11 protein-coding genes are annotated in these 11,989 nt (G+C 75.7%); 7 read left to right on the top strand and 4 right to left on the bottom strand.

The features are described 5' to 3' along the window. Positions 1–20: 20 nt before the first annotated feature. The 3 genes from ACR80Q_RS09415 to ACR80Q_RS09425 all read right to left on the bottom strand — a co-directional run bounded on the left by ACR80Q_RS09415 (position 21) and on the right by ACR80Q_RS09425 (position 4,932). Positions 21–1,709, bottom strand: a complete 1,689-nt coding sequence (locus tag ACR80Q_RS09415; RefSeq protein ID WP_435377345.1) for a DNA repair helicase XPB — start codon at positions 1,707–1,709, stop codon at positions 21–23. A 5-nt stretch (positions 1,710–1,714) separates the two neighbouring features. Then, the gene (locus ACR80Q_RS09420) at positions 1,715–2,509 is read right to left on the bottom strand and encodes a hypothetical protein (RefSeq protein WP_435377346.1); all 795 of its coding nucleotides are present in this window, start codon (positions 2,507–2,509) and stop codon (positions 1,715–1,717) included. Between the two features lie 62 nt (positions 2,510–2,571). Next, entirely contained in the window at positions 2,572–4,932 is a 2,361-nt protein-coding gene (locus ACR80Q_RS09425; RefSeq protein ID WP_435377347.1) for a helicase-associated domain-containing protein, read from the bottom strand. A 56-nt stretch (positions 4,933–4,988) separates the two neighbouring features. On the opposite strand from ACR80Q_RS09425, the gene larE reads away from it, so the two are divergent. The 3 genes from larE to ACR80Q_RS09440 all read left to right on the top strand — a co-directional run bounded on the left by larE (position 4,989) and on the right by ACR80Q_RS09440 (position 7,765). Next, complete coding sequence (gene larE, locus ACR80Q_RS09430) at positions 4,989–5,843, top strand: ATP-dependent sacrificial sulfur transferase LarE (RefSeq protein ID WP_435377348.1); 855 nt, start codon at positions 4,989–4,991, stop codon at positions 5,841–5,843. A gap of 123 nt (positions 5,844–5,966) precedes the next feature. Then, a complete protein-coding gene (locus ACR80Q_RS09435) occupies positions 5,967–6,350 on the top strand; it encodes a cold-shock protein (RefSeq protein ID WP_435377349.1) in 384 nt (127 codons plus the stop codon). 2 nt (positions 6,351–6,352) lie between these two features. Further along, the gene (locus tag ACR80Q_RS09440; RefSeq protein WP_435377350.1) at positions 6,353–7,765 is read left to right on the top strand and encodes a DUF3027 domain-containing protein; all 1,413 of its coding nucleotides are present in this window, start codon (positions 6,353–6,355) and stop codon (positions 7,763–7,765) included. On the opposite strand, the gene ACR80Q_RS09445 is transcribed toward ACR80Q_RS09440, so the two are convergent. Continuing rightward, positions 7,729–7,983 carry a DUF2530 domain-containing protein gene (locus ACR80Q_RS09445; RefSeq protein WP_435377351.1) on the bottom strand — a complete coding sequence of 85 codons (255 nt, stop codon included), beginning with the start codon at positions 7,981–7,983 and terminating at the stop codon, positions 7,729–7,731. The genes ACR80Q_RS09440 and ACR80Q_RS09445 overlap by 37 nt on opposite strands. Before the next feature lie 37 nt (positions 7,984–8,020). Between ACR80Q_RS09445 and ACR80Q_RS09450 the strand changes: the two genes are divergently transcribed. From ACR80Q_RS09450 to ACR80Q_RS09465, 4 genes are all read left to right on the top strand, one after another. Then, on the top strand, positions 8,021–8,788 hold the full coding sequence (locus ACR80Q_RS09450; protein ID WP_435377352.1) for an SDR family NAD(P)-dependent oxidoreductase: 768 nt from the start codon (positions 8,021–8,023) through the stop codon (positions 8,786–8,788). Positions 8,789–8,858: 70 nt separating this feature from the next. Beyond that, entirely contained in the window at positions 8,859–9,320 is a 462-nt protein-coding gene (locus ACR80Q_RS09455) for a MarR family winged helix-turn-helix transcriptional regulator (protein WP_435377353.1), read from the top strand. Between the two features lie 10 nt (positions 9,321–9,330). Continuing rightward, the gene (locus ACR80Q_RS09460; RefSeq protein WP_435377354.1) at positions 9,331–10,632 is read left to right on the top strand and encodes an MFS transporter; all 1,302 of its coding nucleotides are present in this window, start codon (positions 9,331–9,333) and stop codon (positions 10,630–10,632) included. Further along, positions 10,632–11,867, top strand: coding sequence for a class I SAM-dependent methyltransferase (locus tag ACR80Q_RS09465; RefSeq protein ID WP_435377355.1), 1,236 nt, complete (start codon positions 10,632–10,634; stop codon positions 11,865–11,867). Before ACR80Q_RS09460 ends, ACR80Q_RS09465 begins: the two co-directional genes overlap by 1 nt. Positions 11,868–11,989: the final 122 nt, after the last annotated feature.

Genomic DNA, 11,989 nt, shown 5'->3' on the forward strand with positions numbered 1-11,989 from the left:
TGCCCGCCGGGCGGAGCCAGTCAGCCCAGGGCGGCGGCGACGCCGGCCGGTCCGCCGGTCAGGTCGTCGGCGTCCACGATCCGGTAGGCGTAGCCCTGCTCGGCGAGGAACCGCTGCCGGTGCTGGGCGAACTCCTGGTCCTGGGTGTCCCGGGACACGACCGCGTAGAAGCGGGCGGTCCGCCCGTCGGCCTTGGGTCGCAGGACCCGACCGAGCCGCTGGGCCTCCTCCTGGCGGGACCCGAACGCCCCGGACACCTGGATCGCGACCGCGGCCTCGGGCAGGTCGATGGAGAAGTTGGCGACCTTGCTGACCACCAGCGTGGTGATCTCGCCGGTCCGGAAGGCCTCGAACAGACGCTGCCGCTCCTTGACCGTCGTCTCGCCCTTGATCAGGGGGGCGTCGATGCGGGCGGCGATGTCGTCCAGCTGGTCGATGAACTGCCCGATCACCAGCATCGGCTCGCCGGCGTGGCGGGCGACGAGTTGCTCGACGACCTTGGTCTTCTGCTCGCTCGTCGCGCAGAGCCGGTACCGCTCCTCGGGCTCGGCCACGGCGTAGACGAGCCGCTCGTCCTCCGGCAGCGTGACCCGGACCTCGACGCAGTCCGCCGGCGCGATGTAGCCCTGGTTCTCGATGTCCTTCCAGGGCGCGTCGAACCGCTTGGGTCCGATCAGGGAGAACACGTCGCCCTCGCGGCCGTCCTCACGCACCAGCGTCGCCGTCAGACCCAGTCGGCGGCGGGCCTGCAGGTCCGCGGTCATCCGGAAGATGGGCGCCGGCAGCAGGTGGACCTCGTCGTAGATCACCAGGCCCCAGTCGCGGGCGTCGAACAGCTCCAGGTGCGGGTAGACGCCCTTCCGTCGTGTCGTCATCACCTGGTAGGTGGCGATGGTGACGGGACGGATCTCCTTGCGCTGGCCGGAGTACTCGCCGATCTCGTCCTCGGTGAGCGACGTCCGCCGCAGCAGCTCGTCCTTCCACTGCCGCGCCGAGACGGTGTTGGTGACCAGGATCAGGGTGGTGGCCTGCGCGCGGGCCATGGCCCCGGCCCCGACCAGGGTCTTGCCGGCCCCGCAGGGCAGGACGACGACGCCGGAGCCGCCGTACCAGAAGCCGTCGACGGCCTCGGCCTGGTAGGGCCGCAGCTCCCAGGCGGGGGAGCCGTCCGTGCCGTCGTTGGCCAGGTCGATGGCGTGCGCCTCGCCGTCGACGTAGCCCGCGAGGTCCTCGGCCGGCCAGCCCAGCTTGAGCAGGACCTGCTTGATGTTGCCGCGCTCGCTCGGGTGCACCACGACGGCGTCCTGGGCGATCCGGGCCCCCACGAGCGGGATGACCTTCTTCGAGCGCAGGACCTCTTCCAGCACCGGCTGGTCGACGGCCGTCAGGACGAGACCGTGCTCCTCGGACTTGGACAGCGTGAGCCGGCCGTAGCGGGACATGGTCTCGGCCACGTCCACCAGCAACGCGTTCGGCACCGGGTAGCGGCTGTGGCTCAGCAGCGCGTCGACGACCTGCTCGGCGTCGACGCCCGCGGCCCGCGCGTTCCACAGCCCCAGCGGGGTGAGCCGGTAGGTGTGGACGTGCTCCGGGGCCCGCTCCAGCTCGGCGAAGGCCGCGATCGCCCGGCGGCACGCCGCTGCCTCGGGGTGGTCGACCTCGAGCAGCAGCGTGCGGTCGGACTGGACGATCAGGGGGCCATCGGTCACCTAGGTCAGAACCCGCCGGTGGACGCGGCTGTTCCGAACGCTTCGAGGAACCCGAAGGCGAACACGAAGATGATGATCAGCAGCCACAGCGCGAAGCCGACGGCGAAGAGGATCCACGACCACTTGGTCAGGTTGCGCGAGGCCTGGACGTCGTCGCGCGCCTTGCCGATGGCGACGGCCGCGCAGATCACGCCGCCGATGGCGAGCAGGTTGCCGCACAGGAAGATCGCGAGGCCGTTGAGGATGGTCCAGAGGATGGCGCCGGAGCGGGCCTTCTCGGCCTCCGGGGACAGCGGCGGCGGGCCGTAGGCGTACGGCTGCGGCGTCGAGGTGTACTCGGCGCTCTGGCCGTACCCGCCGGACGGCGTCGGGTACGGGGCGGGCGCCTGGCCGTAGGGGGAGGAGGGCTGGCCGTAGGGCTCGCCCTGCTGGCCCTGGGGTGCCTGGCCGTAGGGGTCGCCGGTGGGCGGGTACGGCGCCGCGGGCGGGTACTGCGCGGGCGCCTCGGGGACCGAGCCGTAGGCCGGCGGGGCGTCGTAGGAGGGCGGGGCGTCGTAGGAGGGCGTCGGGTCCGCCGCCGACGAGCCGTCGGCCGGCGAGCCCGAGGTCCCGTCGCCCGTCGCGGAGCCCTGCGGGTCGTCCTCGGGGCGGCGGGGGGCGGCACCGGACGGGTCGTCCCAGGAGAACCCGGTGAGCACCGACTCCGGCGTCGCCTCGTCACGGCCCTGCGGCTGCTCGGGCTCAGGCGTCGTGCCGTCGGGACGAGTCTCGTCGTCCGGGCGGCCGGTCTGATCGGTCATGGCACTACCTCCTGCGCTGGAGCGGTTCCCGTCCACCGTCCGGTCCCCGCCGGACGGCCGGATCAGTGTTCCACCTCCGGGACGACGGCCACGCCGGTCACCCGGTGCACCGAGTAGGTCCGGGTCCCCGGTCGACCGGCCTCGACCGCGGTCAGCCGGCCGCCCGACAACGCCAGCGGCTCCAGCAGTCGTCGGGTCGTGCGCCCGGTCTCGTCGACGTAGCCCACCCAGACCGCCCGCCCGGCGGTCACCGCGTCCCGCAGCACCTCCAGGCTGACGCGGGGCTCGAGGTAGGGCAGGTCGACGCTGCCCGGGCGCGGGCCCGACTCCGCGAGGCGCCACCGGGCCACGGCCTCGCCGAGCTCGTCGGCCGACGGGGTCCGCGGGGCCGGGGCCGCCGCCGACCGGCGCCGCCGGGCCGGGGCCCGCTTGGCGGTGCGCCCGGTCAGCAGCAGCGTGCCGTCGGACCCCTCGGCCGCCGGGGCCAGACCGATCCGACGCAGCGTGTCGAGCACCACCGGGCCCTCGGCCTCGGCGGCGAGCACGGTCGGGGCCAGGCGCCGCAGCCCGAGGGTGACGAGCCGGCGGTCCACCAGGAGCTCCTCGAGGGCGGCCGGGTCCTCGGCGCGCAGGAACGACGACGCGCGTCCGACCCGGACCAGGCCGTGGCGGCGGGCCACGTCCCGCACCAGGTACGACAGCGGCTGCGGCACGCCGTTGGGGCTCGCCTGCTCCAGGGTCGCGAGCAGCTCGTCCGCCGTGGTCCCGGCGTCCAGGGCCCGGCGCACCGAGTCGGCGCCGAACCGGTAGACGGTGGCGGTGCCGCGGGACTCCACGTCCGCGGCCTGCTCGACCACGGCCGCCAGCTCCGGGGTCAGCGGCCCCGGGGCGACGGCCGTCAGGTCGGCCTGCAGCAGCAGGTGGTCGACCGGCTCGGGCAGCAGCGTGCCGAGCGCCTCGACCGCACCGGCCGGGTCACCGGCCAGCAGGGCGCGGGCCGGCGCGGACAGGACCCCCTGCCCGGTCAGGCCCAGCCACGCGGCCTCCTGCAGCAGCCGGGCGACCAGGTCGTCGCGGCCGGGACCGGCGCGACGGGGGGAGCGGTGGTCCAGGCGGGCGATCAGCTCCTCGCGGGTGGCGGCCCGGTCGGGGCCGACCGCGGCCAGCTCGGTGAGCAGGTCCTGGCGCAGGGCCCGGGAGCTCGGCCGGCGGACGTCGTCGGTCAGCGCGGCCCGCACCCCGCCGCTGCGGTCACGCGTGCCGACGAGCGAGGCCACGACGTCGCCGTCCAGCCAGGCCGCCGCCAGCGCGGCCCAGCGGGCCGGGACGGGCTGCTCGGCCCAGTCGTCCACGGCGTGCGTCGGCACCCACGACGGGGACTCCTCGCCGTCGGCGTCCAGCAGCCCCGCCCCGTTGGCCAGCTCGACGACCAGCGCGGCGACGACCTCGTCCACGTCGAGCGCCACGGCGACCCGGCGCAGCTCGCGCACCCCGAGCCCGCCCGCCCGCCGCACCGTCAGGGTGGTCCGCTCCGCGACGCCCAGCAGCTCGGTCGTCAGCCGCACGGCGTCGCTCGCCGACCCCGCCGCCGCGTGCTCGGCCACGCCCGGACGGACCGGCTCGCCGAGGACCGGCGGGGACGTCGAGGCGGGGGTGCGGTGGGTCCGACCGCCGCGCAGGGTGAGCGCCACCTCGCGCGGCAGCACCACCCGGCCGGGCTCCGGCACCGCGAGCAGGCCGTGGCGCAGCAGCCAGCCGACCGGCCCGTCGTCGTCCAGCCCGGGGTGCTCGCCGACGGGCGACCCCCACAGCAGCCGGTCCAGGACCTCGCGCACGCCGGGCGGCCCGGTGCCCAGCAGCGCCTGCAGCGTGTCGGCGTCGGCGAACGTGCGGGCCAGCTCGTCCGCCGCGCGCACCGGGTCGCCGATCTCACCCAGGCCCAGGTGCTCGGCCAGGGCGGCGAGGCGGGCCGGGCTGCGCCGTTCGAGCAGGTCCGCCAGGGGCGGGCCGAGCCCGGCGGGGTGCTCGCCCAGCACCTCGCGCGCCACCCGCACCAGGCGCAGCGCCCGGGGCGTGCCCCAGACCAGGGCGAGGCGGCGCAGGCCGGCCAGGTGCTCGCGGGCGTCGGCGCCCCAGGCGCGGCTGACGGCGGTCGGGGTGACGGGCTCGGGCAGCACGGCCAGCGCCTCGACGACCTGCAGCGCGGGGGCGTCCAGCTGGTCCAGGGCGCGCTGGACGCTGGCGCGGGTGGTGGCGCGCACCGCCAACGAGCCCACGTCGGTGGGGACGGGGACCGCCAGGTCGGCGCGGGCCTGCAGCAGCGCGACGAGCTCGGCGTCGTCCCGGACGCGGAGGTCGTCGGCGAGGCTGCGGGGGGGCTCGCGCCGCCCGCGTGCCTTCACCGGTGCAGGGCTCGTCGACATCCTCTCCACGGTACGCCCGCACCGACGGACCGCCGACGACGCGTACCGTGCCTGCCGTGGACATCGCCCCGGCCCCGCGCGACGTCGGCACGCTCGCCGCCGCCCTGCTGGGCGCGTTCGACGGTGCCGGGTCCGTCCTGGTCGCGTTCTCCGGCGGGGCCGACTCGGCCCTGGTGCTGGCCGGCGCGGTGCGGGCGCTGGGTCCGGACGCGGTGGCCGCCGCCACCGCGGTGTCCGACGCCGTGCCGGGCGCCGAGGTCGTGGCCGCGCGCGAGCTCGCCGGCCGGCTCGGCGTCGGCTGGCACGAGCCGCGGACCGACGAGATGGCGCGCGAGGGCTACCGCGCCAACGGCGCCGACCGCTGCTACTTCTGCAAGACCGAGCTGATGTCCGTGCTGGTGCCGCTGGCCGGGGACCTGGGGCTGGCCCACGTCGCCACGGGCACCAACGCCGACGACCTGCGGGCCGGTTTCCGTCCGGGCATCCGTGCCGCGGCCGAGGTGGGGGCCCTGACGCCGCTGGCCGACGCCGGCCTGACGAAGGCCGAGGTCAGGTCGCTGTCGGCGCACTGGGACCTGCCGACCTGGGACAAGCCCGCGGCGGCCTGCCTGAGCAGCCGCATCGCCTACGGCGTGCAGATCACGCCCACGCTGCTGCACCGGGTCGAGGCCGCCGAGCGGGCGGTCCGGGACCTGCTGGGGGCCCGGGTGCGTGACCTGCGGGTCCGGGACCTGGGCGACGGTGCGGCGCGGGTCGAGGTGGACCAGGCCTGCCTGTCCGCGCTCGGGGCCGAGGAGCTGGACCGGGTCCGGGCGGCGGTGCTGGCGCTGGGCCATGGTCGGGTGGAGGTCCGGCCGTTCCGGTCCGGGTCGATGAACGACCTGCTCGCGGCCCCGTCGCCGACCGGCTGAAGGCCGATCAGGCGGCGCTCGACAGCCCGCGCGATACCCTGGGCCGCTGCTGCACGCCAGCCGCCCGTCCGACATCAGTACGCGCTCCCACGAGACGTACGCAATCCTGGTTTTGAGGTCCACGTGCCCACAGGCAAGGTCAAGTTCTTCGACGCCGAGAAGGGGTTCGGCTTCGTCGCCTCCGACGACGGCGGCGAGGTGTTCGTCCACGCCAACGCGCTGCCGGAGGGCACGACGGTGCTCAAGCCGGGCTCCCGGGTCGAGTTCGGGGTCGCCGACGGCCGCAAGGGGCCCTCCGCCCTGAGCGTGCGCGTCCTGGACGCCCCGGCGTCGGTGCGCGCCAACCAGCGCAAGCCCGCGGACGACATGGCGGCGATCGTCGAGGACCTGATCAAGCTCCTGGACGGCGTCTCGGCCCAGCTGAACCGGGGCCGCTACCCCGAGAAGGCGATGTCGGGCAAGGTCGCCATGGTCCTGCGCGCCGTCGCCGACGACCTGGACGCCTGAGCGTGGCCACGACACCGGGGACCAACCCGGAGCGCAGCGCACGGGCCGTGAAGGCCGCCGCCACCCGGGCCGCGAAGAAGGCGGCCGCCCAGCAGGCGGCGGCCGCCGCCCTGGTCGACGGGCAGGCCGGCACCGGGGCCGACGTACCGGCGGACGGGTCCGCCCCTCCCGTGGTCGAGGTGGCGGTCGTCGACACGCCTGCGACCGTGGACCAGGTCGCCCCCATGGCGGAGCCGGTCGCCCCGCCCGCCGAGGCCGCGGCCAGGACGCCCGCCCCGGCGAAGCGGGCGAGCCGGGCCCGGGCGAGCCGGGCCAAGAAGAGCACCGTCCCCGTGGCGGAGGCGCAGCCGGCCGACGAGCCCGTGGTCGAGCCGGCGGCCGTGGTCGAGCCCGCCGTCGAGGAGCGCCCCGTCGTCGAGACCGCCCCGGTCGAGCCCGCCCCGGTCGAGCCCGCCCCGGTCGAGCCCGCCCCGGTCGAGCCCGCCCCGGTCGAGCCCGCCCCGGTCGAGGCGGTCGTGGTCGATCCCGCGGTCGTCGAGCCCCCCGCTCGGACCGCCGCCCGCCGGGCCCCCGCCCGGACCGCCCCGCCCAAGCTCGACCCGATGGGCGCGAAGGCCGTCGAGGAGGCCCGCGCCGCCGCGGTCGAGGTCGCCGGCCCCGACGAGGTCGGTGAGCACCTGGGGGTGTCGGCGGAGTCCGACCGGGTCACGGTGCACCGCTTCGCCACCACCCACCCCGGCTACCGGGGCTGGACCTGGACGGTCGTGCTGGCCCGCATCCCGCGGGCCCGCGCGGTCACGGTCAGCGAGGTCGTCCTGCTGCCGGGCGACGAGGCGCTGCTGGCGCCGTCGTGGGTGCCGTGGGCCGACCGGGTCGAGCCCGGCGACCTCGGCCAGACCGACGTGCTGCCCTACCGCGACGACGACGCGCTGCTGGACGAGGGTCTCGAGCAGGTGCCCGACGGCTTCGACCAGGCGTTCTCCGGTGACGAGGCCGCGCTGGTCTGGGAGCTTGGCCTGGGCCGTCGTCGCGTCCTCAACCGCGAGGGCCGGATCGAGGCCGCCACCCGGTGGTACCGCAGCGACAACGGCCCCGACAACGCCGAGACGCGCGCCTCGGACGCCCCGTGCTCGACGTGCGGCTACCTGGTCGGCATGACCGGGACGTTCAGGCAGTCCTTCGGGGTGTGCGCGAACGCCTGGTCGCCCGAGGACGGACGGGTCGTCAGCATGGACCACGGCTGCGGGGCGCACTCCGAGACCGGTCAGACGGCCGAGGAGGCCGACGAGCTGCCCGAGCCGCTGATCGACGACCTCCGTCAGGAGCTCGACACCGAGCCCCTGCCCGAGGAGGCAGCGGCGACCAGCGACACCGCGGCTCAGCCGGTCGCGGCGGAGGAGCGGCGGGGCGACTGACGGCGGGCCCGTCGTAGCGCCACGGCGCAGCCGACGACCCCCAGGACGAGCCCGACGGCGGCCGTCCACGTCCACCACTGCTGACCGGGCGACAGCCGGTCGCCGAGCAGGACGAGGACCACGAGACCGACCGCCCAGGCCACCGTCCCCAGCACCAGGGGGCGCAGGGGGTCCATGGGCAGCGGCTCGGTGATCCGGACGAGCTGACGGCGACCCACGGCAGCAGCCTAGGAGAAGCGTGGCAGGCTGGCGGCCATGGCTGCCCTCTCGGATGTCGCCCGCGGAACGGCTCTGGTCACCGGGGCCAGCTCCGGGATCGGCGCCGCCAGCGCCCGCGCCCTGGCGGCGGCGGGCTTCCACGTGGTGTGCGCGGCCCGTCGGCTGGACCGCTGCGAGGCGCTGGCCGCCGAGATCGGCGGGCGCGCGGTGCGGCTCGACGTCACCGACGACGCCTCCGTCGCCGCCCTGGACGAGGCGCTCGCCGACCTGCCCTCGGTCGAGCTGGTGCTGCACTGCGCGGGCGGGGCGCTGGGGATGGAGCCCGTCGTCGAGGCCGACGTCGCCCGCTGGGCCTGGATGTACGACTGCAACGTCCTGGGCGTGGTCCGGGTGACCAAGGCCCTGATGCCCCGGCTGCGGGCCAGCGGTGCGGGTCACGTGGTCGTCATGGGGTCCATCGCCGGGTCCGAGGTGTACCCGGGGGGCGCGGGCTACGTCGCGGCCAAGCACGCCCTGCGCGCCGTCACCGAGACGCTGCGCTGGGAGCTGCACACCGAGGCCATCCGGGTCAGCGAGGTCGCGCCGGGCATGGTCGAGACCGACGAGTTCTCGCTCCGCCGCTTCGACGGCGACGCCGAGCGCGCGGCGGCGGTCTACGCCGGCACCCACCCGATCCACGCCGAGGACGTCGCCGAGGTGGTGGCCTTCGTGGCGACCCGCCCCGCCCACGTCGACGTGGACCGGGTGGTCGTCAAGCCGGTGCTGCAGGCCAACGGCCACGTGGTCCACCGCCCCGCCCGTTGAGCCCGCACCTCGAGGTCCCTCACCCAAGGTAATTACCTTGGGTAAGTAGTTTCTGCTAGCCTGGCCGACGATGACCGCCACCGAGCCCGACCGCCGCCCCCGGGGCCGCAGCGACGCCCCCGGTGCCCTGTCCGCGGACCTGCGGGTCTCGCTGATGCGGATCGTCCGACGGCTACGGGCCGAGAAGTCCGACGCCGACATCACCGACACCCAGTACGCCGTCCTCGGTCTGCTGGACCGCCACGGCGCCCAGACCGCGGCCGTCCTGGCCGAGAAGGAGCGGGTCCGCCCACCGTCGATGACGCGCATCGTCGGCGCCCTGCTCCAGGCCGGCCTGGTGGAGCGGGCCGCCCACCCCGTGGACGGTCGCGCCCAGCTGGTCACGCTGACCGACGCCGGCCGCGCAGCGGTGGACGAGACCCGCCGTCGCCGCGACGAGTGGCTGTGCCACCAGCTGTCGGCGCTGCCCCCGGAGGACCGCAAGGTCCTGGCCCGGGCCGCGGTCCTGCTGTCCGAGCTCACCGAGTCATGAGCCCGGACCTGTGAGCCGCGCGCTGCACAACACCTTCCGCTCCCTCGCCCACCGCGACTACCGGCTGTGGGCCGGCGCCGCCATCGTGTCCAACACCGGCACCTGGATGCAGCGCATCGCGCAGGACTGGCTGGTCCTGGTCGACCTGACCGAGGACTCCGCCCTGGCCGTCGGCATCGTGACGGGGCTGCAGTTCCTGCCGATGGTGCTGCTGGCGCCGTGGGCCGGCCTGATCGCCGACCGGTTCGAGAAGCGCCGCATCCTCCAGATCAGCCAGACCCTGCAGGGGGTGCTGGCGCTGGGGCTGGGCGTCCTCGTGCTGACCGGCGCCGCCCAGGTCTGGCACGTCTACGGCTTCGCGCTCGCGCTCGGCGTCGTGACGGCGTTCGACGCCCCGGCGCGGCAGACCTACGTCACCTCGCTGGTGCCGCCGGCGGACCTGCCCAACGCCATCGGGCTCAACGCCGCGACGTTCCACCTGGGGCGGCTGCTGGGGCCCGCCACGGCGGGGCTGCTCATCGCCTGGGTGGGCACCGGACCGGTGTTCCTCATCAACGCGGTGTCGTTCGGCTTCACCGTCGTGGTCCTCGCGATGACGCGCTCCCGCAGCCCCGGGCAGGGCACGGGCGGGATGAGCGGGCTGCAGCGGATGGCCGAGGCGCTGCGCTACGTCCGCACCCGCGCCGACATCATGCTGGTCATGCTGCTGGTGTTCGTGGTCGGCACCTTCGGGCTCAACTTCCAGCTGACCACCGCCGTGATGGCCCGCATCGAGTTCGACCGGGGGCCGGGGTCGTACGGCCTGCTCGGCTCGTTCCTCGCGGTGGGCTCGCTCACCGGGGCGCTCGTCGCCGCCGGCCGCAGGCGGGCCCGGCTGCGGCTGGTCCTGGGTGCGGTCATCGCGTTCGGCGTCACCTCGTCCGTGGCCTCCCTGATGCCGACCTACTGGACCTTCGCCGCCTCGCTCACCCTGGTCGGGCTCAGCGCGCTGACCCTGATGACGGCGGCCAACGCCACCGTGCAGCTGTCGACCCCGCCGGAGATGCGGGGGCGGGTGATGGCGCTGTACTTCGCCGTCTTCATCGGCGGCACCCCGCTCGGGGCGCCCCTGATCGGCTGGGTCGGGGAGACGTTCGGGGCCCGGTGGACCATCGCCATCGGCGGGGCCACCGCGCTGATGGCCGCCACGGTCGTGCTGATCCACCTGGTGCGCCGCTCCGAGGTCGAGGTCCGCTACCGCGCCCACGCCCGGCCCCGCCTGGTGCTCCAGACCGGCCCCCGCACCGACGCCGACACCGAGAAGGTGGCCTGATGCCCGAGTCCCTGGACGTGGCCCTCGCCGAGGTGCGGGCCCTGCTGCTGTCGCCCGACCTGGTCAAGGCCGTGGCCGCCGGCCGTCGCCGCGGGGCCACGCCGCGGGCCCCGCGCGTGGAGCTGCGACCGGTGACGGTGTCCGCCGGGCGTCGGGTCGTGCTGACCGAGCGGCACGAGCGCGCCCCCCTGACCCGGACGCTGGACGCCGACGCCCTGCCCGGCGCCGTGGACGAGCTGCTGGCCGAGCCGTTCGGCAACTGGCACGTCGACCACGCCGGGGGCACGCTGCAGCTGCGCGTCACCAAGAAGGGCGAGGCCCAGGTCCACCGCTCGGGCGTGGCCCCGGGGACCGGTGCGTCCGCCACCGCCGGCTGGCCGGCCGCGTCCCACGACCGGGTCAAGCAGCACCGCCTCGCCCCGGACGACCCGCTCTTCGACGCCGTCGGGGCCGGCGCGGCCAAGCGCCGTCAGGTGGACGCGTTCCTGGGCCGCCTCGACGACGTCGTCGGTGACCAGCCCGCCGACCGGCCGTTGCGCGTGGTGGACCTGGGCTGCGGCAACGCCTACCTGACGCTGGCCGCGCACCGCTGGCTGTCCCGTCGGGGACCCGTCACCACGGTGGGGGTCGACGTCCGTGACGACGTCATCGCCCGCAACACCGGGCTGGTGGACCGGATCGGCGAGACCGGCGTGGAGTTCGTCGTCGACTCCGCGGGCGCCTGGCGACCGGACGAGGCCCCCGACGTGGTGCTGGCCCTGCACGCCTGCGACACCGCGACCGACGAGGCGCTCGCCCAGGCCGTCGGCTGGGGTGCCCGCACCGTGCTGGCCGCGCCGTGCTGCCACCAGGACCTGCGTCGCCAGGTCGACGCCCGCGGTTCGTCGGCCGTCGACGGCGCCGTCGCGGGCGCGGCCGCCGCCCTGCGCCCGATGCTGCGCGACGGCATCCTGCGGGCCCGGTTGCTGGACACCGTCACCGACGCCCTGCGCGCGGACCTGCTGCGCCTGCACGGCTACCGCACCGACGCCGTCGAGCTCGTCGACCCCGAGCACACCCCCCGCAACACCCTGCTGCGCGCGGTGCGCACCGGCGAGGCGCCCCCGCCCGGCCTGGCCGCCGACGTCGACGCCACCTGCGCGGCCCTCGGCGTCCGTCCGGTGCTTGCCAATCTGCTCAGAGGCATGCACGGCCCCGTGGCTGACGGTAAGTTGTCGATTGTGGGGACGACGTAGTCCCACGGTGCGGGGGTCTCGTGATCGAATCAGTTCTTGCGACAGCTCTCGGTGGTGTCCTGGAGAGAGCCGCTGTTAGTGCCTTTTCGGGGTTGTCGGCTACCGAGTCCACCCGCGTGGCG

Origin of the sequence: Aquipuribacter aurantiacus (assembly GCF_051216895.1) — a bacterium.
GTDB lineage: Bacteria > Actinomycetota > Actinomycetes > Actinomycetales > JBBAYJ01 > Aquipuribacter.

Bases quoted from the DNA above. Each gene is read 5' to 3' on its own strand.
- ACR80Q_RS09420 (WP_435377346.1), bottom strand. From the start codon at position 2,509: ATGACCGATCAGACCGGCCGCCCGGACGACGAGACTCGTCCCGACGGC.
- ACR80Q_RS09425 (WP_435377347.1), bottom strand. From the start codon at position 4,932: ATGTCGACGAGCCCTGCACCGGTGAAGGCACGCGGGCGGCGCGAGCCC.
- ACR80Q_RS09450 (WP_435377352.1), top strand. From the start codon at position 8,021: ATGGCTGCCCTCTCGGATGTCGCCCGCGGAACGGCTCTGGTCACCGGG.
- ACR80Q_RS09455 (WP_435377353.1), top strand. From the start codon at position 8,859: ATGACCGCCACCGAGCCCGACCGCCGCCCCCGGGGCCGCAGCGACGCC.
- ACR80Q_RS09465 (WP_435377355.1), top strand. From the start codon at position 10,632: ATGCCCGAGTCCCTGGACGTGGCCCTCGCCGAGGTGCGGGCCCTGCTG.